This window comes from Arthrobacter sp. JDC6 (assembly GCF_056484025.1).
In genome coordinates, this window is record NZ_CM151278.1 from 1103774 (window position 1) to 1125981 (window position 22208).

At 67.8% G+C, this 22208-nt stretch carries 20 protein-coding genes; 16 read left to right on the forward strand and 4 right to left on the reverse strand.

The window, feature by feature from the left end; all coding sequences use genetic code 11:
• Window positions 1–11: 11 nt before the first annotated feature.
• Window positions 12–1412: an isochorismate synthase gene (locus tag ACV095_RS05135; protein WP_018768628.1), complete on the reverse strand. Its 1401-nt coding sequence runs from the start codon at window positions 1410–1412 to the stop codon at window positions 12–14.
• Window positions 1413–1527: 115 nt separating this feature from the next.
• On the opposite strand from ACV095_RS05135, the gene ACV095_RS05140 reads away from it, so the two are divergent.
• The 4 genes from ACV095_RS05140 (at window position 1528) to ACV095_RS05155 (ending at window position 5972) form a co-directional block, all read left to right on the forward strand.
• Complete coding sequence (locus ACV095_RS05140) at window positions 1528–2301, forward strand: demethylmenaquinone methyltransferase (protein WP_377204606.1); 774 nt, start codon at window positions 1528–1530, stop codon at window positions 2299–2301.
• 3 nt (window positions 2302–2304) lie between these two features.
• Complete coding sequence (locus tag ACV095_RS05145) at window positions 2305–3636, forward strand: geranylgeranyl reductase family protein (RefSeq protein WP_478223057.1); 1332 nt, start codon at window positions 2305–2307, stop codon at window positions 3634–3636.
• Window positions 3633–4733, forward strand: a complete 1101-nt coding sequence (locus ACV095_RS05150) for a polyprenyl synthetase family protein (protein WP_056392994.1) — start codon at window positions 3633–3635, stop codon at window positions 4731–4733. Before ACV095_RS05145 ends, ACV095_RS05150 begins: the two co-directional genes overlap by 4 nt.
• A 399-nt stretch (window positions 4734–5132) precedes the next feature.
• Complete coding sequence (locus ACV095_RS05155; RefSeq protein WP_478223058.1) at window positions 5133–5972, forward strand: type IV toxin-antitoxin system AbiEi family antitoxin domain-containing protein; 840 nt, start codon at window positions 5133–5135, stop codon at window positions 5970–5972.
• Window positions 5973–6093: 121 nt separating this feature from the next.
• Here ACV095_RS05155 and ACV095_RS05160 read toward each other — a convergent pair whose 3' ends face one another.
• A complete protein-coding gene (locus ACV095_RS05160; RefSeq protein ID WP_056392997.1) occupies window positions 6094–6522 on the reverse strand; it encodes a hypothetical protein in 429 nt (142 codons plus the stop codon).
• 51 nt (window positions 6523–6573) lie between these two features.
• On the reverse strand, window positions 6574–7227 hold the full coding sequence (locus tag ACV095_RS05165) for a trimeric intracellular cation channel family protein (protein ID WP_018769000.1): 654 nt from the start codon (window positions 7225–7227) through the stop codon (window positions 6574–6576).
• Window positions 7228–7287: 60 nt separating this feature from the next.
• Here ACV095_RS05165 and ACV095_RS05170 point away from each other — a divergent pair, with 60 nt between their 5' ends.
• The 12 genes from ACV095_RS05170 to ACV095_RS05225 all read left to right on the forward strand — a co-directional run bounded on the left by ACV095_RS05170 (window position 7288) and on the right by ACV095_RS05225 (window position 20848).
• On the forward strand, window positions 7288–8157 hold the full coding sequence (locus ACV095_RS05170; RefSeq protein WP_018769001.1) for a sirohydrochlorin chelatase: 870 nt from the start codon (window positions 7288–7290) through the stop codon (window positions 8155–8157).
• 54 nt (window positions 8158–8211) lie between these two features.
• Entirely contained in the window at window positions 8212–9957 is a 1746-nt protein-coding gene (locus ACV095_RS05175) for a nitrite/sulfite reductase (RefSeq protein WP_056393000.1), read from the forward strand.
• A complete protein-coding gene (locus ACV095_RS05180; protein WP_018769003.1) occupies window positions 9957–10685 on the forward strand; it encodes a phosphoadenylyl-sulfate reductase in 729 nt (242 codons plus the stop codon). The genes ACV095_RS05175 and ACV095_RS05180 overlap by 1 nt, the downstream gene beginning before the upstream one ends.
• Window positions 10682–11626, forward strand: a complete 945-nt coding sequence (gene cysD, locus ACV095_RS05185; protein ID WP_018769004.1) for a sulfate adenylyltransferase subunit CysD — start codon at window positions 10682–10684, stop codon at window positions 11624–11626. Before ACV095_RS05180 ends, cysD begins: the two co-directional genes overlap by 4 nt.
• A complete protein-coding gene (locus ACV095_RS05190; RefSeq protein ID WP_056393001.1) occupies window positions 11626–13032 on the forward strand; it encodes a sulfate adenylyltransferase subunit 1 in 1407 nt (468 codons plus the stop codon). The genes cysD and ACV095_RS05190 overlap by 1 nt, the downstream gene beginning before the upstream one ends.
• A gap of 110 nt (window positions 13033–13142) precedes the next feature.
• Complete coding sequence (locus tag ACV095_RS05195) at window positions 13143–14309, forward strand: RtcB family protein (protein WP_268001787.1); 1167 nt, start codon at window positions 13143–13145, stop codon at window positions 14307–14309.
• A 129-nt stretch (window positions 14310–14438) separates the two neighbouring features.
• A complete protein-coding gene (locus tag ACV095_RS05200; protein WP_478223419.1) occupies window positions 14439–15569 on the forward strand; it encodes an ABC transporter substrate-binding protein in 1131 nt (376 codons plus the stop codon).
• A 28-nt stretch (window positions 15570–15597) separates the two neighbouring features.
• The gene (locus tag ACV095_RS05205; protein ID WP_478223059.1) at window positions 15598–16323 is read left to right on the forward strand and encodes an ABC transporter ATP-binding protein; all 726 of its coding nucleotides are present in this window, start codon (window positions 15598–15600) and stop codon (window positions 16321–16323) included.
• Window positions 16313–17284 (forward strand): ABC transporter permease, encoded by a 972-nt coding sequence (locus ACV095_RS05210; protein WP_478223060.1) that lies wholly within the window; start codon window positions 16313–16315, stop codon window positions 17282–17284. Before ACV095_RS05205 ends, ACV095_RS05210 begins: the two co-directional genes overlap by 11 nt.
• Window positions 17285–17491: 207 nt before the next feature.
• On the forward strand, window positions 17492–17947 hold the full coding sequence (locus tag ACV095_RS05215; protein ID WP_478223061.1) for an SRPBCC family protein: 456 nt from the start codon (window positions 17492–17494) through the stop codon (window positions 17945–17947).
• Window positions 17948–18021: 74 nt separating this feature from the next.
• Window positions 18022–19284: a uroporphyrinogen-III C-methyltransferase gene (gene cobA, locus ACV095_RS05220; protein WP_018769011.1), complete on the forward strand. Its 1263-nt coding sequence runs from the start codon at window positions 18022–18024 to the stop codon at window positions 19282–19284.
• Between the two features lie 97 nt (window positions 19285–19381).
• Window positions 19382–20848, forward strand: a complete 1467-nt coding sequence (locus ACV095_RS05225; RefSeq protein WP_478223062.1) for an FAD-dependent oxidoreductase — start codon at window positions 19382–19384, stop codon at window positions 20846–20848.
• Between the two features lie 73 nt (window positions 20849–20921).
• On the opposite strand, the gene ACV095_RS05230 is transcribed toward ACV095_RS05225, so the two are convergent.
• Window positions 20922–22139, reverse strand: a complete 1218-nt coding sequence (locus tag ACV095_RS05230; protein ID WP_478223063.1) for an SRPBCC family protein — start codon at window positions 22137–22139, stop codon at window positions 20922–20924.
• Between the last annotated feature and the right edge of the window lie 69 nt (window positions 22140–22208).

The following is a 22208-nucleotide window of genomic DNA, read 5'->3' on the forward strand; positions in this document are numbered from 1 at the left end:
CCGGGGAAGAATCAGCTCTTGATGCCCAGCGATTCCAGCATGGGCCGGAACTTGGCCCACGTTTCGGCCAGCTCGGCTTTGGGCTGCGAGCCGTCAACGATGCCGCAGCCGGCATATAGCCTCACGGTGTCGGTCGACTCGATGACCGCACCTCGCAGGGCGATGCCCCATTCGCCGTTCCCGGCGGCATCCAGCCAGCCCACCGGCCCGGCATAGGGGCCGCGGTCAAGATGTTCCAGCTTCCGGATCAGTTCGCCCGCCACCAGGGTGGGGGTTCCGCAGACAGCTGCCGTGGGATGCAGGGCGTTGATCAGGGCCAGGCAGGTGGGCACGTGGCCCTCCACCTCGGTGAGTTCCGCCTTGACGTCCGAGGCCAGGTGCCACACGTTGGGCAACTCCAGGATGAAGGGCTCATCATGCGCATTCATGGCCTCCGAGAACGGCGCCAGCTGCCTGGTCAGGGACTGGATGGCAATCTCGTGCTCATGCCGCTGCTTCTCGGAGCCGGCGAGCACGCGCGTAGCGTAATCCATGGGCGGACCGTCCTCGCCGTGCGCGTCGCGGCGGTCCAGGGTGCCGGCCAGCACGCGCGCCTGCGCGGTGCGGCCCTCCACCTGGATCAGCATCTCGGGCGTGGCCCCCACCAGCCCGTCCACGCCGTACGTCCAGCATTCGCGGTACCGTGCGGCAAGTTCGCGCAGCACGTCCGCGGCATGTACGCCGGAAGGAATTGTAGCCACAACGTCCCGCGCCAGCACCAGTTTCTCCAGTGCCCCCGTGCGGATCTCGGCAACACCGGCGGCCACGGCCTCCATCCAGGCTTCCTCACTGAGGGAACCGGTGTGCAGCGTTGCGCCGGCCGCCAGGGGGAGGGGGCGTACGACGGCGCCGCGGGCCTTGCCGGGCACGCCGCCCAGGGAAGCGTCCCCGGCGGAGTCCGCTGCCGCCGTCGTGCCTTCAACGTCCGGGTCTTCGGCGGGAGCACCGCTGAGCCAGCGGTCCAGTGCGGCGAGGGCCGACTCTTCGGTGAGCTGGCCGTCGTCGAACGTCAACTGCGTGAGCCATGCCTGGTTGTCCCGCACGCCCACCACGATCTCGGGCACGATCAGCCGCGACTCGTGGGCGGAAGTCTTGGAAAAGGCAAAGGAGCCGAAGGCGACGGGGCCAGTGCCGGGCAGCTCCACGGAGTCCGCGACCTCAGCCTCGAGGACCAGGTGCCGCCACCAGATGTCCGCCTCCAGGAACCGGTCCGGCCCGGTGGCAGTGAAGCGGGCAATCTCGCCAAACCCGGCCAGCCCGGCTTCCCTGCGGGTCCAGCACAGGACATCGTCCCTGACCAGAAACGAAGGCAGCCCCCCGGGGAACGCTTTGCCATCCAGGGGGACTGTCAAGGTGCGGAACGTGCTCGTCATGATGAGACAACACTACTCCCGCGTACACGGTGGCCTCCCCGGCGCCCTGATGCAGGCTTGAGTGGGCAAAAAAGGGCTGGTCAGCACGCACGGGAACATTTGAGACAATGTCATGGTGAACCGAGCATCCTTGGATAAGCGTCCGGACGAAGTAGCCACGATGTTTGACGACGTCGCACCGAAATACGACGTCGTCAACGATGTCCTCTCCATGGGGCAGACCCGCCGCTGGCGGAAGATCGTGGTGGACGCGATGGAAGTCTCCAAGGGCCAGCGCGTCCTGGACCTCGCGGCCGGAACGGGGACCTCCAGCGAGCCATATGCCGACGCCGGCATAGACGTGGTGGCCTGCGACTTCTCCCTGGGCATGCTCAAGGTGGGAAAGCGCCGCCGCCCGGACATCAACTTCATTGCCGGTGACGCCACCAACCTGCCGTTCGCTGACAACACGTTCGATGCCACCACCATCTCCTTCGGCCTCCGCAACGTGAACGAGCCCAAGAAGGCGCTGCTGGAGATGCTGCGCGTCACCAAGCCCGGTGGCCGGCTGGTCATCGCCGAGTTCTCCCAGCCCGTGGTCCCGCTGTGGCGCACTATGTACACCGAATACCTGATGCGGGCCCTGCCGGCCATCGCCGTCAAGGTCGCCTCCAACCCGGACGCCTACGTTTACCTGGCCGAGTCCATCCGTGCCTGGCCGGACCAGGACCACTTGGCCGCCTGGCTGCAGGAGGCCGGCTGGGAGAACGTCACCTACCGGAACCTCACCGGCGGCATCGTGGCAGTCCACCGTGCGTTCAAGCCCGCCTCGCCGTCCAACGGCGGCGCTGCCGCCATCGCCGCGCACAAGGGCCCGGTGGCCAAGCTGCGCCGCAACATCGTCCGCTGACCTGTGAAGGTACTGATTGTCGGTGCCGGCCCTGCCGGGTCCACCGCCGCGTACTACCTCGCCAAGGCCGGCCTCGATGTCACGGTCCTGGAGAAAACCAGCTTCCCGCGCGAGAAAGTCTGCGGCGACGGACTCACGCCCCGGGCCGTCCGCGAGATCCAGAAGCTCGGCCTGCCGCACCCTGAGAACGACGGCTGGCGGCGGAACAAGGGCCTGCGCCTGATCGCCGGCGGCCGCACCATCGAACTGCCCTGGCCCGAGGTGTCCGACTTCCCGCAGTACGGCCTGATCCGCACCCGGCTTGGCTTTGACGAGGAACTGGCCCGGCACGCCCAGGCCGCGGGTGCCACCATCCTTGAGCGGCACAGCGTCACCGATGCCCTCCGGGACGACGACGGCCGGGTCACCGGGGTCCGCGCAGCGCTCCTTGACGAGTCCGGACGCAAGACGGGACAGACGCACGACTTCAGTGCCGACGTCGTCCTGGCCGCCGACGGCAACTCCACCCGCACCGCCGTGTCCCTCGGCATCCAGAAGCGCGACGACCGGCCGCTCGGCGTCGCCGTCCGCACCTACTTCACCTCGCCGCGCACCGACGACGACTGGATGGAAGGCTGGCTGGAACTTCCCGGCCGTGACGGCAAGCTGCTGCCCGGCTACGGCTGGGTGTTCGGGGTGGGCGACGGCACCTCCAACGTGGGCCTGGGCATCCTGAACTCTTCCAAGGAATTCGGCAAGCTCGACTACAAGCAGGTCCTGCGTGAATGGACCGCCGGCATGCCCGCCGACTGGGGCTTCACACCGGAAAACCAGGTGGGGGAGATCCGCGGCGCCGCGCTGCCCATGGGCTTCAACCGCACCCCGCACTACTCGCCGGGACTCCTGCTGCTGGGCGACGCCGGCGGCATGGTGTCCCCGTTCAACGGTGAGGGCATCTCCTACGCGATGGAGTCGGCGCGTTTTGCCGCGGAGTTCATCATCGACGCCTCCTCGCGCTCCATGGCAGCAGGCGGAACGTACGACGCCGACGCGCACCTTTCGCTGTACGCGGACTACGTGCGGGACCAGTGGGGCTCGCACTTTACCCTCGGCCGGGCCTTCGCCGCGCTGATCGGCAAGCCGGCCGTCATGAAACTCGCGCTGCGGACAGGCATGCCATTCCCAGTGCTGATGCGGTTCGTGGTCAGGCTCCTTGCCAACCTCACGGACCCCACCGCCAAAGGCTTCGAGGACCGGGTGATCCGCGTCCTGGAATCGCTGGTTCCGGCCACGTCCAATACCCCGTCAGCTCCGAATCAGCGGTATCCGCAACAAAAAGTTAGGGTTAACCCGTGACCAAATCCGCAGACCACAGCTGGACGCACGCCGGGCACGGCCTGCCGGACTCCGAACCCAGCCTCAACACCACCGCCATTGCCACGGGCCTCCAGCTGCCGGCAGGCTTCGCGGCCATCGCGGGGGACGCCGAGCTGGGGCCGGCCATCACCAACAACCTGGCCAAGGTGGAGAAGAAACTCCGGGAAGCCATCGCCAACTCGGATCCGCTGGCTGACGCAACGTCGCGCCACCTGGTGGAAGCCGGCGGCAAGCGCATCCGGCCGCTGCTGACCCTGCTCTGCGCCCACCTCGGGGACGCATCCCTGCCCGCAGTGGTGCAGGCCGCCGTCGTGGTGGAACTGACGCACCTGGCAACCCTGTACCACGACGACGTCATGGACTCGGCCCCGTTCCGCCGCGGCGCCCCTACGGCCCACGAAGTATGGGGCAACTCCGTGGCCGTCCTGACGGGCGACCTGATCTTCGCCAGGGCCTCCATCCTGGTGTCCGAACTCGGTGGGCGTGCGCTGGGCATCCAGGCCCGCACGTTTGAGCGGCTGTGCCTGGGCCAGCTGCACGAAACGGTGGGGCCCCGCCCTGACGAGGATCCGGTGGAGCACTACCTCTCCGTGATCGCGGACAAGACCGGCTCGCTGGTGGCAGCTTCCGGCCAGTTCGGTGCCATCTTCTCCGGCGCCGACGAGGCCTTTGAGGACATCCTGGTGGAGTACGGCGAGAAGGTGGGCGTCGCGTTCCAGCTGGCCGACGACGTCATCGATGTAACCGGCGTGAAGGTGAAGTCCGGCAAGTCGCCCGGAACGGACCTGCGTGAAGGCGTTCCCACCCTGCCCGTCCTGCTCCTGCGCAAGGCTGCCGCTGACGGTGACCAGTCCGCCGTCGACCTTTTGACGCTGATTGACGGCGACCTGTCCTCTGATGATGCACTGGCTGCCGCTGTGGCCGGGCTGCGCGAGCACCCTGTCACTGCTCAGTCCTGGGTGGTGGCACGCCGCTGGGCCGACGAAGCCATCGCTGCCCTGGCCCCGCTGCCCGAGGGCGTGGTCAAGGAGTCGCTGTCCAACTTCGCGCTGGCCGTGGTGGACCGCGCCAGCTGATCCTTGGTTTTTAGGAGCCCGGTTCCCCTGGTTCATCCAGTTGGTGCCGGGCTTCTTCTTGTGCCCCCGCTTAACGGGACAGCCCCGGTCCTCAACAACCGAAGCTGCTGTGAACCGGGGCCATCTCTCCGTTCGCATCAGACCCGCCGGAGGCGTTTAGCGGATCCGTGAATAGCTTATGACAGCTTTGTCATAACGCGCAAGTCCCTTGTTACTGCCGGTGTCAAAGATTTTTCAGGGCTGCCTTTGCGGCCGTCGTGGGGCACATTGAGGGCCGCCCCCTGCATACAGGGCTGAACCCGTGGCGGGTCCGTGTCGAAGTGCCCCACGACTGCAGGTTCTCCACATGGCGCGGCCCGGAACTGTCGCTTGCGGCAAGGTGCAGGGGACCGTGGAGCCATGGATATTGAGGCTTTTCTCCGTCGCCGGGGAGGGGTGGCCCGGACTGCAGCACTGCACCGGGCGGGGTTCCCCAGAACGCGGGTGGACAAGTTCCTGGCAGCAGGCCTCATCGTGAGGTTCCGGCGGGGTGTTTATGGCCTGCCGGTGGAAGGCGGCGTGCTCGGTTTGGCGCTGCAGCACAATGCGCTCGTGACCTGCCTTTCCGCTGCCCCCGTTTATCAGCTGTGGACCCTGGAGAAGGCGGGTGTGGTCCATCTGAGCCCTGGGCACAGGAAGACAGTGCCGGACACCCTCACCCACGGCCGGATCCGCCACCCTGTCCATCCCTTGCTGCCGGTGGCAGGCCTGGCCGACGTCCTCATCCATGCCCTGCACTGCCTGCCGGAACTGGAGGCGCTGGTAATGGTCCAGTGCGCCGCGCAACGCGGAGATGTGACGGTGGACTTCCTGCGGCGCAAGCTTCCCGGGAACCGCAACGCCCGTGCCCGGTCAGTCCTGGATCACGTAATTCCGCGGGCGGACTCGCTCCTGGAAGTCTTGGCCAACTACCACTTCCACAGGGCCGGCCTCCATGTCCGCCGGCACGTGGAGCTCCCGGGGGTGGGTGAAGTGGACTTCCTGATTGAGGATTTCCTGGTGGTGGAAACCGACGGCGCCAGCCACCTGAAGGCAAAGCAGGTTAAGAAGGACAGGGCACGCAACAATGCCACAGTGATTGGCGGGCGTCTCTGCCTGAGGTTCGGCTATGCGGATGTGGTCCACCATCCCGAGGTGATGGTGGACCAGGTCCTGGCGGTGCTGGAACAGAGCCGGCGGGGATCATTCAGTGCGCGGTGAGTTCCCGCGGCCGCGGGGCACTTTGGCCGCGACAGTTGGCAAAACAGGCTGGCATCACGGCGTGTCCGTGTCAAAGTGCCCCAGGACCGCAGCAAGGCAGCCCAGCCGAGGCGGGGAGTCCCTACTCTTCCTCTTCGTCCTCGAACGCCCACTCGAACATGTCGAAGACGAATTCGGAGAAGGTGCCTTCCTCGGACTTCCACTGGCCGCGGGCATTGTTACGGCGGTACACGATGGGATCGGGGACGCTGAGGTCTCCTACGCGGAAGCCCCAGGTGAACTGTTCCTCTTCGTCCTCGAGGAACATGAGGAAGCCCTCGTCGTCGACCTCGAGCTCTTCGGGGTCCCAGAAGTAGTGGTAGGCCTCCATGAGGTCCTCGCAGCCGCCAAGGGCCAGGTAGAACTCGCGCAATACCAGGGGGATCTGGAACTGGTGCCCGGCGAGGGCCTTATCCAGTTCCTCCGGGGTCAGGCCGTCCTCTTCCTGCCATTCATCCTCGAGATACTTCGGAACAAGCGCACGGAACTTCTCGAGGAACATGTCAGTCATGCTCATATCCTAGCCAATGCGGAGCACCCCAAAATGACACCGGGGCAGCACTCACAGCCCTGGATCGGTGCCGCGCCGGTGCCACCCGCGGACTGCGAGGGGGGCCTGCCAGGAACGCCGCCACGCCAGGACCCGGAACGTGAAAACCACTGCCGCGATGGCGGCCGCCGTCAGGACGTTGAACACGCCGAAGACCCAGAGCACGGCAGTCATGGCAGCCCCTACAAATGCCGGCAGCGCGTAGATGTCCTTGGGGTTGAACAGTTCGGGAACCTCATTGGCGGTGATGTCCCGCAGCAGCCCACCGCCCACCGCCGTCGTCACCCCCAGCAGCACGGACGCCACCGGGTTAAGGCCCGTTGCCAGCGCCTTGAGCGTGCCGGTCATGCAGAACAGGGCCAGGCCCGCGGCGTCGAACAGGATCAGCAGGGACGTGTAGCGCTGCACGCTGGAGAACAGGAAGAAGACCAGCACGGTGGCCAGCAGCGGCGGGGCCAGGTACGCCGGATTGGTGAAGGCCGCCGGAACAATGGCCAGGATGATGTCCCGGATGACGCCTCCGCCGAGCCCCACCAGGGAAGCGAGCAGCAGCGATCCCACAATGTCGATCTGCTTCCGCGCCGCCAGCAGCGAGCCCGAGACGGCAAAGAAAAACACGCCCAGCAGATCCAGCCACACCGGGGAGTTGTCAAAGGCGAATGTCATGGGGCGTCCCGGTATTTCAAAGAGGGCGGACAGGGCGGCTCCAACGTTACGCTAGCCCCTATGAACAGCCCCATCATGATCGCCTGTGCCCATGGGACGTCCAACACACAGGGGGCCGCGGAGGTCAACGCCCTGCGCGCCGCCATTGCTGAACTGCGGCCAGGCCTCGACGTCCGGGAAGCCTATGTGGACGTCCAGCAGCCGGACCTGGTGGATGTGGTGGCGGGCCTGCCGGAGGGGGAGGCCGCCGTGGTGGTTCCCTTGCTGCTCAGCGTTGGCTACCACGTGAAGGTGGACATCGCGCGGGCCGTGAAGAGCCGTCCGGGCAGTGCGGCCGCCGCACCGCTGGGCCCCGACCCGCGGCTCGCCAGACTGCTGGACCAGCGGCTGCGCGAAGCCGGGACCACGGACAACGACGTCATCGTCCTTGCCGCCGCCGGCTCGTCCAACCCCAACGCCGCCGTCAGCGTGGAGGAGCTGCTGCGCCAGCTCCAGGAGCTCCGGTCCAACCGGATCGTGGCCGCCTACGGTGCCTCGGCCAAGCCCTCAGTGCCCGACGCCGTCGCGATGCTTCGGGAGGAACTTGAAGGAGGTGCCGGGGCGGGGGAGTCCGCCGGGGCCGTCGACGTCGGCGGAAGGGTGGTGATTGCCTCCTACCTCCTGGCGCCGGGCTTCTTCCACGACCAGCTGGCCAAGGCAGGAGCCGACGTCGTGACCGAACCCCTGCTGCCGTCCCCCGTGCTCGCCGAGATCGCGCTGGACAGGTACGACGCCGCCGTCGCAACGATGAACGGGACCCCTGCGGAAGCACCGGCAGCGGCACCCCTGGAAGCCGCCGCACCGGCCCCGGCCGCACCCGCCGCGGATGCACAGGAGGGTGGCATCTTCAAGGCCCTCCGGCGTTTCGTGACGAAATATTTCCCTAGGTGACTTAGCGTTTCCGGCCCTTTGTGACGCAATTCGGGCGGGACCTACAGTCGATGCATGACTGATACAGCTCTAGCCGGAGCGTCCGCGGACTCCGCTGCCACCAAGCGCCCCGCCCGCCCGTCCCGTCCTGCTGCGAAGCCGCACGGGCAGTGGAAGGTGGACGGCAAGACGCCCCTGAATGCCAACGAAACCTGGAAACAGGAAGACGACGGCCTGAACGTGCGCGAGCGTATCGAGACCATCTACGCCAAAGAGGGCTTCGACGCGATCCCCGGCCAGGACCTGCACGGCCGGTTCCGCTGGTGGGGCCTGTACACCCAGCGCAAGCCCGGGATCGACGGCGGCAAGACCGCAACGCTTGAGCCGCACGAGCTCGAGGACAAGTACTTCATGCTGCGCGTGCGGATCGACGGCGGCGCCCTGACCACCGAGCAGCTGCGCGTCATCGGCCAGATCTCCGTGGACTTCGCCCGCGACTCCGCCGACCTCACCGACCGCCAGAACATCCAGCTGCACTGGATCCGCGTGGAGGACATCCCCGAGATCTGGAACCGCCTGGAAGGCGTGGGCCTGTCCACCACCGAGGCCTGCGGGGACGTTCCCCGCGTCATCCTGGGCTCGCCCGTGGCGGGCATCGCCAAGGACGAGATCATCGACCCCACCCCGCTCATCGAGGAGCTGGGGGAGCGGTTCATCGGCAACCCGCTGCTGTCCAACCTCCCGCGCAAGTACAAGACCGCCATCACCGGCCACCCCAGCCAGGACGTGGTGCACGAGATCAACGACTGCGCCCTGGTTGGCGTGAAGCACCCCGAATTCGGCGCCGGCTACGACCTGTGGGTGGGCGGCGCGCTGTCCACCAACCCGATGCTCGGCAAGCGGCTGGGCGCGTTCGTGAAGCCGGAGCAGGCCGCGGACGTGTGGCTGGGCGTCACCAGCATCTTCCGTGACTACGGCTACCGCCGCATGCGCACCAAGGCCCGCCTGAAGTTCCTGCTGGCTGACTGGGGTCCGGAGAAGTTCCGCCAGATCCTCGAGGACGAATACCTGGGCTACAAGCTGGCCGACGGTCCCGCCGCGCCCAAGCCCACCGCACCGGGCGACCACATCGGCGTGCACGAGCAGAAGGACGGCAAGTTCTTCATCGGCGCCACCCCGCTGGCCGGCCGGCTGTCCGGGGCCCAGCTGGTTAAGCTCGCGGACACCCTTGAGGCCCGCGGCTCCCGGCGCCTGCGCACCACCCCGCACCAGAAGCTGGTGGTCCTGGACGTCGAGAAGGAACAGGTTGAGCCCCTGGTGGCTGAACTGGACGCCCTGGGCCTGTCCGCCCGCCCGTCCGTGTTCCGCCGCGGCACCATCGCCTGCACCGGCATCGAGTACTGCAAGCTGGCCATTGTGGAGACCAAGCACACCGCCGCCACGGCCGTGGCCGAGCTGGAGCGCCGCCTGGCCGACCTCGCAGGCTCGGGCCAGCTGCCGCAGGCACTTTCGCTGCACATCAACGGCTGCCCCAACTCCTGCGCCCGCATCCAGACGGCGGACATCGGCCTGAAGGGCATGATGCTGCCAACGCCCGACGGCGACCCCTCCCCGGGTTTCCAGGTCCACCTGGGCGGCGGCCTGGCTTCCAACGACCGCGAGGAAGCAGGGCTGGGACGCACCGTCCGCGGCCTGAAGGTGTACGTGGACGACCTGCCCGACTACGTGGAGCGGGTGGTCCGCCGGTTCGTGGCCGACCGTGCCGAAGGCCAGACCTTCGCCGAATGGGCCCACGCAGCAGACGAGGAGGCATTGCAGTAATGGCAAAACACCTGGCACCCGCACCCGCCAAGCGTCCCGTCGAGGAGCTCAAGGCGCTGGCTGAAGCCGGCGCGGCCGAACTCGGCTGGGACGCCCCTGCCCGCGATGTCATCGCCTGGGTGGAGCGCAACTTCGAACTGCCCGCCGTCGCCGTCGCCTGCTCCATGGCCGACGCCGTCCTGCCCGCCCTGGTGGCGGACCAGATGCCCGGCGTCGACGTCCTCTTCCTGGAAACCGGCTACCACTTCCCGGAAACCTACGCCACGCGTGACGAGGTGGCCGCGAACCTCCGCGTCAACGTGGTGGACGTGCTCCCCGAAAACACTGTGGAGCAGCAGGACCGGCTCCTGGGCAAGGACCTCTTTGCCCGCGACGCCGCCCAGTGCTGCGCCCTCCGCAAGGTGGCCCCGCTGCAGCGCACCCTGGCCGGCTACGAGCTCTGGTTCACCGGCGTCCGCCGCGACGAAGCCCCCACCCGGACCAACACGCCGCTGATCGGCTGGGACGAGAAGAACGGCCTGGTCAAGGTCAACCCCATGGCCGCCTGGACATTCGACCAGCTGGTCCAGTACTCCGACGACAACCTCCTGCCCGTCAACCCGCTGCTTTCCCAGGGCTACCCCTCCATTGGCTGCCAGCCCTGCACCCGCAAGGTGGCACCCGGCGAGGACCCCCGCGCCGGCCGCTGGGCAGGAACCGACAAGACAGAATGCGGACTACACGTATGAGCACTTCACTTACCGAGGAGACCCAGGTGACTGACGCCGCCGTATCCACGCGCCTGTCCAGCCTGGACACCCTGGAGTCCGAGGCCATCCACATCATCCGCGAGGTTGTTGCCGAGTTCGAGAAGCCCGCGCTGCTGTTCTCCGGCGGCAAGGACTCCGTGGTGATGCTGCACCTGGCCACCAAGGCGTTCTGGCCCGGCAAGGTGCCGTTCCCCGTGCTGCACGTGGACACCGGCCACAACTTCCCCGAGGTCATCGACTTCCGCGACCGCACTGTTGAGCGGCTGGGCCTGAAGCTGGTGGTGGGCTCCGTCCAGGAGTTCATCGACCGCGGCGAGCTGGCCGAGCGCGCCGACGGCACCCGGAACCCGCTGCAGACCGTCCCCCTGCTGGACGCCATCCAGCAGAACAAGTTCGACGCCGTGTTCGGCGGCGGCCGCCGCGACGAGGACAAGGCCCGCGCCAAGGAGCGCATCCTGAGCCTCCGCGACGAGTTCGGCCAGTGGGACCCGCGCAACCAGCGCCCCGAGCTGTGGAACCTCTACAACGGCCGCCACACCGTGGGCCAGCACGTCCGGGCCTTCCCCATCAGCAACTGGACCGAGCTGGACATCTGGCGCTACATCGAACGCGAGAACATCGAGCTGCCGGGCCTCTACTACGCCCACGAGCGCGAGGTCTTCGCCCGCGACGGCATGTGGCGCGCGGTGGGCGAAGTGTCCCAGCCCCGCGACGGCGAGGAAGTCATCACCAAGACCGTCCGCTACCGCACAGTGGGGGACATGTCCTGCACCGGCGCTGTGGAATCCAACGCCTACACCGTGTCCGACGTCGTGGTGGAAGTCGCCGCCTCCACCCTGACCGAACGTGGCGCCACCCGCGCAGATGACCGCATCTCCGAGGCCGCCATGGAAGACCGCAAGAAGGACGGGTACTTCTAATGACCACCGAAGCAGTTCTCCCGGCAGACCTGGAAACGGCCCTGCCCACCACGCTCTTCCGCTTCGCCACGGCAGGATCGGTCGACGACGGCAAGTCCACTCTGGTGGGCCGCCTCCTTCACGATTCCAAGGCCATCCTGGCTGACCAGCTCGACGCCGTCGCCCGCACCTCGGCCGACCGCGGCTTCGGCGGCGACAAGGGCGGCATCGACCTGGCCCTGCTGACCGATGGCCTGCGCGCCGAGCGCGAACAGGGCATCACCATCGACGTGGCCTACCGCTACTTCGCCACCGACCAGCGCAGCTTCATCCTGGCCGACTGCCCCGGGCACGTGCAGTACACCAAGAACACGGTGACCGGCGCGTCCACTGCGGATGCCGTCGTCGTGCTCATTGACGCCCGCAAGGGTGTGCTGGAGCAGACCCGCCGGCACCTGTCCGTGCTGCAGCTGCTGCGCGTGGCGCACGTGATCGTGGCCGTGAACAAGATCGACCTGGTGGACTTCAGCGAGTCCGTGTTCCGCGGGATCGAAGCCGACGTGCAGCAGGTGGGCCGCGAACTGGGCCTGGGCGCCGACGGCATCAGCGACCTCCTGGTCATCCCGGTCTCCGCTCTCGACGGCGACAACGTGGTGGAGCGCTCCGAGCGCACCCCCTGGTACACCGGCCCCGCACTGCTTGAGGTCCTGGAGACCCTGCCCGCCGCCGATGAACTGGAAAGCCACCTGGAAAGCTTCCGCTTCCCGGTGCAGCTGGTCATCCGGCCGCAGGGCGCCCTGGCCCCCGACGCCGTCGCCGCCGGCCTGGATGTGGAGGCGTTCCGCGACTACCGCGCCTACGCCGGCCAGATCACCGAAGGCTCCGTAAAGGTGGGGGACCAGGTGTCCGTGCTGACACCGGGCCAGGCGCCGCGGACCACCACCGTGGTGGGCATCGACTTTGCCGGGGCTTCCCTGCAGGAAGCCGCCGCCCCGCAGTCGGTGGCCATCCGGCTGGCGGACGAGTTCGACGTCGCACGCGGTGACACCATCGCGGCCGCCGGCACCGTCCGCGAGGCTTCCGCCGACCTGTACGCCGCCCTGTGCTGGCTGTCCCCGAAGCCGCTCCGCGAAGGCCAGAAGGTGCTGGTCAAGCACGGCACCCGGACGGTGCAGGCGATGGTCCGCAGCGTCTCAGGCAAGCTGGACCTGGCCACCTTCAAGCTTGAAGGCGCCTCCAGCCTGGAACTGAACGACATCGGGCACGCGCAGCTCCGGCTCGCCGCCCCGCTGCCGCTGGAGAACTACCTGCACCACCGCCGCACCGGCGCATTCCTGGTGATCGACCCGCTGGACGGCAACACGCTGGCCGCCGGCCTGGTCAAGGACCACCCGGGCGACCACGAGGACGAGCGCTACAGCATCTAGGTACTCCTTTCGAAACCGCGGCTTGTTCGCAGATCCGGACCGTGAAGGTTCTGACGCGCGAACAAGCCGCGGTTTTGCCGTCTCGTAAGGTTGTCAGAGGAGGCGAAAGCATGGAGACCATCAGCCCGAAGCTCCTCAACTGGGCGTCCATCCTGGATGACAAGACCCGCGAGCAGGCAGTGATGACCGCGGCCCTGCCGTTCATCTACCCGCACCTGGCGCTGATGCCGGATGCGCACCTGGGCATGGGCGCCACCGTGGGGTCGGTCATCCCCACGCTGCGTGCCATCATTCCGGCGGCCGTTGGCGTGGACATCGGCTGCGGCATGATCGCGGTCCGCACCCAGTACTCCGTGAAGGACCTGCCCAAGGACCGCAAGCGCCTCCGGGAGGACATCGAGCGGGTCATCCCCTTATCGGCAGGGCACAACAACAAGCAGGTCCTTCCCACGGCGCAGCCGCGGATCGCGGAGCTGAAGCAGCGGGCCGCGAAGGCCGGTTTCAACCCTGCCCAGTACGTTCCCAAGTGGGAGCTGCAGCTGGGGTCCCTGGGCTCGGGGAACCACTTCATCGAGGTCTCCGCAGACGAGGACGACGGCGTGTGGCTCTTCCTGCATTCGGGCTCGCGGGGCATCGGTAACAGGATCGCCCAGCACCACATCGGCGTCGCCCGGCATATCAGCCGCAAGAACCAGATTTACCTGCCGCACCCGGACCTCGCGTACCTGGACGAGGGAACCCCGCAGTTCGAGCGGTACATTGCCGAGCTGCGCTGGGCCCAGCACTTCGCCCTGCTGAACCGGGAGGAGATGATGGACCGCGTAACAACCCAGTTCAGCCACTGGGTGGGCGGGCCGGTCCGGGAACGCGAGCGGATCAACTGCCACCACAACTTCACCGAGCAGGAAACGCACTACGGCAAGTCCGTGTGGGTGTCCCGCAAGGGCGCCATCAAAGCCGCCCCCGGAGATCCCGGACTTATCCCCGGGTCCATGGGGACGGCGTCGTATGTTGTGGTGGGCCGTGGCAACCCGGCGTCGCTGAACTCCTCACCGCACGGGGCGGGGCGTGAGTACTCCCGGAACGCTGCCCGGAAGGCCTTCACGCTGGAGGAGCTGAAGCGGGCCATGCGGGGCATCGAGTTCCGCGCCTCGGAGGCCTTCATTGACGAAATCCCGGCCGCGTACAAGCCGATCGACCAGGTCATGCAGGATGCCGCGGACCTGGTCACGGTGCGGCACAAGCTGCGGCAGCTGGTCAACGTCAAAGGCAACTGAATCTGCGAAACAGGGCAGGAGTGCGCCAAATGTGACGCTAGATGAACGTGCGTGACCCCCCGTTTCCGCGTCGTTGAACGGGTTTGGGCCACTCCCTATGGTGAAACAATGACTAGTTCCAAGCCCGGGATGACCCGCATCGTGGCAGGCGAAAGCGCGGTTCCCACGCGCAGGCGCGCCGTCGAGGCTGCCTTGGCCATTGGGCTGGTCCTGCTGATCGCCGTCGGCGCCATCGTGGCCTCGAACATTTCCCGCAACAGCGAGGCGCAGGCCGCCGAGCCCACCCCGGCCGCGGAACTGAAGCTGGGCTACTTCGGCAACGTCACCCACGCCGCGGCCCTGGTGGGCCTCAAAAAGGGGTTCCTCGCGCACGCCCTGGGCAGCACCAGGCTCAGCACCGAAACCTTCAACGCCGGCCCGGCAGCCATCGAGGCCCTGAATGCCGGTGCCATCGACGCCGCCTACATCGGCCCCAATCCGGCCATCAACTCGTTCGCCAAGAGCCAGGGCCAGTCCGTGCGGGTGATTGCGGGCGCCGCGGCGGGCGGTGCACAGCTGGTGGTCAGGCCCGGGATCAACTCCGCCGCCGACCTCAAGGGCAAGACGCTCGCGTCCCCGCAGCTCGGCGGCACGCAGGACGTGGCCCTCCGGGCCTGGCTCAGCAAGCAGGGCTACAAGACCAACGTGGACGGCAGCGGCGATGTCGCCATCAACCCCACAGACAACGCCCAGTCCCTCAAGCTGTTCCAGGACGGAAAGCTCGACGGCGCGTGGCTGCCTGAGCCGTGGGCCTCACGATTGGTGCTCCAGGCCGGCGCCCAGGTGCTGGTGGACGAAAAGGACCTGTGGGACGGAACCGGCACCGGCAAGCCGGGCGAGTTCCCCACCACCATCCTGATCGTGAACCAGAAGTTCGCCGCGGACCACCCGGACACGGTCAAGGCGCTGCTGAAGGGGAACGCGGAATCGGTAGCGTGGCTCAATTCGGCGCCGGCCGGCCAGAAGGCGGAGCTCATCAACTCCGCCCTGCAGGAAACCGCCGGGGCAGCACTGCCGGGAGACGTCCTTACCAGGTCGCTGGCCAACATCACCTTCACCCTGGACCCCCTGGCCGGCAGCTACTCCAAGCTCCTCCAGGACGGCGTGGAGGCCGGCACCACCAAGAAGGCCGACATCAACGGCCTCTTCGACCTCCGTGCCCTCAACCAGGTCACCGGCGGTACCGACAAGATTTCTGCGGCCGGACTCGGCCAGGACTGACCCACCCCCACTACCTAAGGACGGCACCATGCCAGTCGTACTGGAACACCTGGGCAAGCGCTTCGGCGACGGCGCCCCGGTACTGGACGACGTCAACGCCAACATCAAGCAGGGCGAGTTCGTTGCCCTCCTCGGTGCCTCCGGCTGCGGCAAATCCACCCTCCTGAACATCATCGCGGGACTCGAAGCGCCGACGTCGGGCGCCCTGGAAGTACCCAGCGACGGCGCCGCCTTCATGTTCCAGGACGCCGCCCTCTTCCCGTGGCTCACCGCCCGGGAAAACATCGAGCTGGCCCTCAAGCTCCGCGGGGTGGGCAAGGCCGAGCGCAAGGCCAAGGCCCAGGAGCTCCTGGAACTGGTGCACCTGGGCGCGGCGGGGGACAAGCGCCCGCACGAGCTCTCCGGCGGCATGCGCCAGCGCGTGTCCCTGGCCCGTTCGCTGGCACAGGACCGGCAGCTGCTGCTCATGGACGAGCCGTTCGCCGCCCTGGACGCCATCACCCGCGACCTGCTGCATGACGAGCTGGAGCGCATCTGGAAGGAAACCGGACGCACCATCGTCTTCGTCACCCACAACGTCCGCGAAGCCGTCCGGCTGGGCCAGCGCGTGCTGCTGCTGTCCTCCCGGCCCGGCCGCGTGGTCCAGGAATGGGCCGTCACCGAGGAACACCGAACCGACGCCGGGCTCGCCGGCCAGCTGACCGGGGTCATCACCGCCCGGCTGCGGGAGGAGATTCGCCGCCATGCCAAGTAACCCCAGCCCCGTTGTCGAGGAGAATCCGGTGGCCGAATCTGTCGAAACCGGACCCGCGAAACACCGCGAGCATGTCCATGCCGCCCTGACCCGGACCTCCACCGGCAACGAGGACCTGCGGGAGCTCGAATCCGGGCTCGACTCGCTGCAGTCCGACACCGTCCGCAAGCACCGCATCGACTGGACCCGCATCCTGCTGCCAATCGCGGCCCTGGTGGTCCTGGTGCTGATCTGGCAGTTCTACGTCTCCCTGGGCCTCAAGCGCCGCGACCAGGTGCCCGGGCCCCTGGACGTGCTGAACCAGATGGGGGTTCTCTGGGGCGAGGGCAAGGTGCAGGAATCCGTGTGGACGTCGCTGCAGCGCGGCATCGCCGGGTTCGTGATCAGTGTGGCCATCGCCACCCCCGTGGGCCTGCTGCTGGCACAGGTCGCTCCGCTGCGCCGCGCTTTCGGTCCGCTGATCTCCGGCCTGCAGGTGCTGCCGTCCGTGGCGTGGGTGCCGGCGGCCATCATCTGGTTCGGCCTCACCGACGCCACCGTCTACTTTGTGGTGTTTATGGGCGCCATCCCCTCCATCATCAACGGCCTGATTTCGGGTGTGGACCAGATCCCGCCGCAGTACCGCCGCGTGGGCACCGTCCTGGGCGCCTCACGGCTCCAGATGGCGCTGCAGGTCATCCTTCCCGCCGCACTGCCCGGCTACCTGGGCGGCCTCAAACAGGGCTGGGCGTTCTCCTGGCGCTCCCTGATGGCCGCGGAAATCATTGCGGTTGGCGGCACCATCGGCTTCGGCCTGGGCTCCCTGCTGGACCAGGGCCGCCAGCTCTCGGACATGGCCGTGGTGATGGCGGCGATCCTGCTGATCCTCGCCGTCGGTATCCTGATCGAGTTGCTGGTCTTCGGCCCCATCGAGAAGCGGCTCCTGCGCCGCCGCGGGCTCCTGGCCGGCAGCACCCGCTGACCCGGCCCGCTCCACACTTAAAGCAGAAAGCCCGACGGCGACCTCCCGCCGTCGGGCTTTCTGCTATTTCCTGGGCGCGTGGCAACCAAATGGGGCACTTTGACACGGACACGCCGGGGAAAAAGCCTCCTGCCCATAGATTCCCCGCTAATGTGCCCCACGACGGCAGGGACGGCCCTGCCGAAGAATCAATGGCAGACTGGCGCCATGACCGCATGCTTCGTGTGCCGCACCGCGTCCCCGCTCCCCGTGGAGCAACTCTTCGACCGGGCGCGCAGCATTGACATCCACTTGGAGTCGCAGCGGTCAGCGGGCGAGCGGGCGGTGGGAGGGGTGACAACCGGGCTTATCGGGGAAGGCCGGGAAGTAACGTGGCGAGCCAGGCACCTCGGCATACCGCTCACCATGACCAGCCGCATTACCGCCTTCGATTACCCGCGCAGTTTTACCGACGAACAGGTCAAGGGCCCCTTCAAGGCCTTCCGGCACGTCCACGAATTCGCGCCTACTGCCACGGGAAGCCTGATGGTTGACCGGGTGGAGTTCACCGCCCCGCTGGGGGTCCTGGGCCGCGCCGTCGAGCGCCTGTTCCTGGCCCGGTACCTGGAGCGCCTCATCGTCCGCAGGGGCAGGTTCCTCGCCGCCGCGGCTAAACGTTTGTGACGCAGCATTACCTTACGTGAACTGGTGTTGCTCGGCCTTTGTGGGCGAATGTGACGCGGACCTACCGTTGATTCATGGCAATTCAGGACATTTACCCCACGGCGCTGCGGCTGCTCGGCCGCCCGGTGCTGGTGGTGGGCGGCGGCCCCGTTGCCGCCCGCCGCGCCAAGGGGCTGCTCGACGCAGGGGCCGTGGTCACCGTCGTGGCTCCGGTTGCCTCGCCCGCGCTGCTGGAGATGGCCGGCGCCGGCCTGCTCACCTGGGAAGCGCGGCCCTACCTTTCCAGCGACGTCGACGGCGTGTGGTTCGTCCAGACCGCCACCGGCGATTCCGCAGTGGACGCCCAGGTGTCGGCCGACGCCGAGGCACAGCGCGTTTGGTGCGTCAACGCCTCCAACCATGAAGCTTCCGCCGCCTGGACTCCCGCCGTTGCGGAGGTCGACGACGTCAAGATCGCCATCAACGCCGGGGGAGACCCGCGGCGGGCCATGGCCGTGCGCGATGCCGTGGCCACCGCCCTCGAAACCGGCGACCTGCCGCTGCGCCGCCGCCGCGCACACCAGGGATCCGTCGCGCTGGTTGGCGGCGGTCCCGGCGATACGGGCCTCATCACGGTCCGCGGCCGCCGTCTCCTGGGCCAGGCCGACGTCGTGGTCGCCGACCGCCTGGGCCCCCGCGGGCTGCTCAACGAACTCGCCCCGGACGTCCGGATCATCGAAGTCGGCAAGACCCCCGGCCACCACCCCGTTCCGCAGGCTGGGATCAACCGGATCCTCGTCGAGGAAGCCCTCAAGGGACACCGCGTTGTCCGGCTCAAGGGCGGGGACCCCTACGTGCTGGGCCGCGGCGGCGAGGAAGCCGAATACTGCCGCCAGCACGGCGTCGAGGTTGAAGTGGTCTCCGGCGTCACCTCGGCAATCTCCGTTCCCGCAGCAGCCGGCATTCCCGTCACCCACCGCGGCCTGGCCAAGGGCTTCAGCGTGGTCACCGGCCACGAGGAACTCTCCGAGGTACCCGCCCGTCCGGACCACACGATCGTCCTGCTCATGGGCGTCGGCCAGCTGCGCGAATCCGCGTCCGCGCTGGGCGAAGCCGGCCTGCCGCAGGACACTCCGGTTGGTATCGTGGAAAACGGCTATTTGCCGGACCAGCGCGTCACCATTGGCACGCTCGGTTCCATCGCCGACCAGGCCCAGGCGGCCGGCGTCGCAAATCCTGCCGTGATTGTCATCGGTGACGTGGTGCGCGTGAGCCCCTTCGCGCCGTCGCACTTCAAAACCGCTGACTACAGCACCACCACCCCGAACAGCCCCCGCAAGACCGTCCTCACCACCTAGCCCCACCCAACTGACTGGCAGTTGTTGTCGTTCTGAGCCGTCAAAACGACAACAAATGCGAGCCAGTTGGGCCGGAACGAAGAAAAGGAACACAGCCGTGTCATCCAGCACCACCGTAGGAACTGCTGCGCGTCCGCTGCGCGTCGCCGTCGTGGGCTCCGGCCCGGCCGGCGTCTACGCCGCCGACATCCTCACCAAGAGCGAAGCCGTCAAAAGCGGCGAGCTGACCGTCAGCATCGACCTCTTTGACCGCTACCCGGCACCCTACGGCCTGATCCGCTACGGCGTGGCCCCGGACCACCCCCGCATCAAGGGCATCGTGAACGCCCTGCACAAGGTGCTGGACCGCGGCGACATCCGCTTCTTCGGCAACGTGGACTACGGCACGGACCTCACCATCGAGGACCTCCGGACCCACTACGACGCCGTCATCTTCGCCACCGGCGCCATCAAGGACGCGGACCTGAACATCCCCGGCATCGAGCTGGAGGGCTCGTTCGGCGGCGCCGACTTCGTCTCCTGGTACGACGGCCACCCCGATGTCCCGCGCGAATGGCCGCTCGAGGCCAAGGAAATCGCGGTGATCGGCAACGGCAACGTGGCCCTGGACGTGGCCCGCGTGCTGTCCAAGCATGCCGACGACCTCCTCACCACCGAGATCCCGGACAACGTCTACGCCGGCCTGAAGGGTTCCCCGGTCACCGACGTGCACGTCTTCGGCCGCCGCGGCCCCGCCCAGGTCAAGTTCACCCCGCTGGAGCTGCGCGAGCTGTCCCACTCCAAGGACGTGGACATCATCCTGTACCCGGAGGACTTCGAGTTCGACGAGGAATCGGACCGCCAGATCCAGACCAACAACCAGACCAAGACCATGGTGGGCACCCTCACCAACTGGATTGCCGAGCAGCCCGAGGACGTCTCCGAGCTCAAGGCGTCCCGCCGCCTGCACCTGCACTTCCTGCACAGCCCGGTGGAGATCTATGACGACGCCGAGACCCCGGGCAAGGTGGCCGGCATCAAGTTTGAGCGCACCGAGCTGGACGGCACCGGCAACGCCCGCGGCACCGGCGAGTACGTGGACTACCCGGTCCAGGCCGTCTACCGAGCCATCGGCTACTTTGGTTCCGCCCTCCCGGACGTGGAGTTCGACCACAAGAAGGGCGTTGTGGTGAACGACGGCGGCCGCGTCCTGGACTCCGACGGCAACCACGTGCCGGGCATCTACGCCACCGGCTGGATCAAGCGCGGGCCGGTCGGCCTCATCGGCCACACCAAGGGCGACGCCCTGGAGACCGTCACCTACCTGCTGGAAGACCGCGAAAACCTTCCCGTCGCTTCGGCACCGGAGGAGGACGCCGTCACCGAACTCCTCGACGCACGCGGCGTGAAGTTCACCAGCTGGGAAGGCTGGCTGGCGCTGGACGCGCACGAACTCGCACTGGGTGCAGCTGCCACTGAGGCCGGGGGATCGCACGGCGTGGAGGTCAAGCGTGAGCGCATCAAGGTGGTGCCGCGCGAGGACATGGTGGACATCTCCCGCGACGGTGTGGCCGCGCAGGTCTGACGCACCGATTCAACGCACCATCAGACAGGAACCGCGGGGGCCATTGGTCCCGCGGTTCCTGCTTTAATATGCCCTACCCCTGTTGCTTACCAGCGCCGCCAACGGCCATGAGCTCCAGCCGACGCAGGGTCTCGCGGTTCCGCGCCGAAATCAGCGGGTCCCGCAGGAATTTCGGCATCAGCCTGCCGGGCCCGCGGATGGCATCCTCGGCGATGGTCACCAGGCACTGGTCGCCCCGGTCCTCCAGCGTGATCTCCACCTTGGCCTCGCCCATCGGCCAGCCCCGCGCCACCAGTTCCAGAGAGCGGCCTGGCTCGACGGCCGCCACGCTGGTGCTGTCATCAATCACCAGCGGCCAGGCGCCCACTGAGTGGTGCAGCCGGGAACCCTGCCGGGGCCATTCGGCGTCCACGTCCCTGATCCGGGATGCGCCCACCACCCAGCCGGAATACAGCCAGCCGTCGGCGATGACCCGCCAGACGTCGGCCGCGGGGGAGGTGAACAGTTGCGAGACGGTGGACATGGAGTTCCTTCCGGTTCCGGTCATGCTTTGGTGGGGTGCTTCGGCGGACCCCGTCGGGTGTCCGGGGTCCTTCAAGTGTCCGACGGCGGGAGGTGCGGGCCGCCGTGCGGCCCGGTAGGACGGCTTCCGCAGGCGGCGGGTCCAGGCGTACGTCCGGGCGCCCGGCGGCTGGTTCTCAAGGGGGTCGAAACGCAGCGGGATGTCCGCGGGGTCCGCACCCGCGTTCAGCCGCAGTTCACCGCACGCCCGCCACGGCCCTCCGGGTCTGGCCCAGGACAGTCCCAGCACCCATTCGCCGGAGGCCGGCGACCCCGAAGGCAGGTTCAGCGTCCGCAGTCCCAACAGCACCGGGCCCGTCCGGCCGCGGTACGGCATCAGCGTGGTCAGGGTGGCTCCCGCAATGTCCAGCCGCGGCATCAGGAGGAACCTGCCCGGCAGTCCCCAGCCGGTGGAGGCAAACAGGACGTCCGCGGGGTTGGTACCGGAGGCAGCGGCAGGGGTCGAGGAACCGGCGGAAGCACTGGTCGGCGAAACCCGGAGCGCCAGGCCCAGGATGTCCGGCAGCGCCTGCGGCAGGCCCAGGGACCGTGAAAAGCGGGCCACCACCTGGTCGGTCCCCGGGGAATCGAGCCAGTCGATGCCGCTGGGCTGTGCGGGGTTGCCGGTCCTGGTGAGCTGTCCGGCCAGGCCCAGGCCCTGGGGGTGGATGGGCCGGTCCGGCTGGCCGGTCCGGCCGCGCGAGTTTGAGGAGCCGGAAGAGGGCGGCAAAGGCCTGCCCGGCACTCCCGGTGACGGTGGAAAGAACGCGCGGCTGCTGGGTCATACTTCCTTCCTACC

What these genes read in the sequence shown, in the direction of transcription:
- ACV095_RS05135 (WP_018768628.1), bottom strand. Translation starts at nt 1,412, where the DNA reads ATGACGAGCACGTTCCGCACCTTGACAGTCCCCCTGGATGGCAAAGCG.
- ACV095_RS05155 (WP_478223058.1), top strand. Translation starts at nt 5,133, where the DNA reads ATGGATATTGAGGCTTTTCTCCGTCGCCGGGGAGGGGTGGCCCGGACT.
- ACV095_RS05160 (WP_056392997.1), bottom strand. Translation starts at nt 6,522, where the DNA reads ATGACTGACATGTTCCTCGAGAAGTTCCGTGCGCTTGTTCCGAAGTAT.
- ACV095_RS05165 (WP_018769000.1), bottom strand. Translation starts at nt 7,227, where the DNA reads ATGACATTCGCCTTTGACAACTCCCCGGTGTGGCTGGATCTGCTGGGC.
- ACV095_RS05170 (WP_018769001.1), top strand. Translation starts at nt 7,288, where the DNA reads ATGAACAGCCCCATCATGATCGCCTGTGCCCATGGGACGTCCAACACA.
- ACV095_RS05175 (WP_056393000.1), top strand. Translation starts at nt 8,212, where the DNA reads ATGACTGATACAGCTCTAGCCGGAGCGTCCGCGGACTCCGCTGCCACC.
- ACV095_RS05180 (WP_018769003.1), top strand. Translation starts at nt 9,957, where the DNA reads ATGGCAAAACACCTGGCACCCGCACCCGCCAAGCGTCCCGTCGAGGAG.
- cysD (WP_018769004.1), top strand. Translation starts at nt 10,682, where the DNA reads ATGAGCACTTCACTTACCGAGGAGACCCAGGTGACTGACGCCGCCGTA.
- ACV095_RS05190 (WP_056393001.1), top strand. Translation starts at nt 11,626, where the DNA reads ATGACCACCGAAGCAGTTCTCCCGGCAGACCTGGAAACGGCCCTGCCC.
- ACV095_RS05195 (WP_268001787.1), top strand. Translation starts at nt 13,143, where the DNA reads ATGGAGACCATCAGCCCGAAGCTCCTCAACTGGGCGTCCATCCTGGAT.
- ACV095_RS05200 (WP_478223419.1), top strand. Translation starts at nt 14,439, where the DNA reads ATGACCCGCATCGTGGCAGGCGAAAGCGCGGTTCCCACGCGCAGGCGC.
- ACV095_RS05205 (WP_478223059.1), top strand. Translation starts at nt 15,598, where the DNA reads ATGCCAGTCGTACTGGAACACCTGGGCAAGCGCTTCGGCGACGGCGCC.
- ACV095_RS05210 (WP_478223060.1), top strand. Translation starts at nt 16,313, where the DNA reads ATGCCAAGTAACCCCAGCCCCGTTGTCGAGGAGAATCCGGTGGCCGAA.
- ACV095_RS05215 (WP_478223061.1), top strand. Translation starts at nt 17,492, where the DNA reads ATGACCGCATGCTTCGTGTGCCGCACCGCGTCCCCGCTCCCCGTGGAG.
- cobA (WP_018769011.1), top strand. Translation starts at nt 18,022, where the DNA reads ATGGCAATTCAGGACATTTACCCCACGGCGCTGCGGCTGCTCGGCCGC.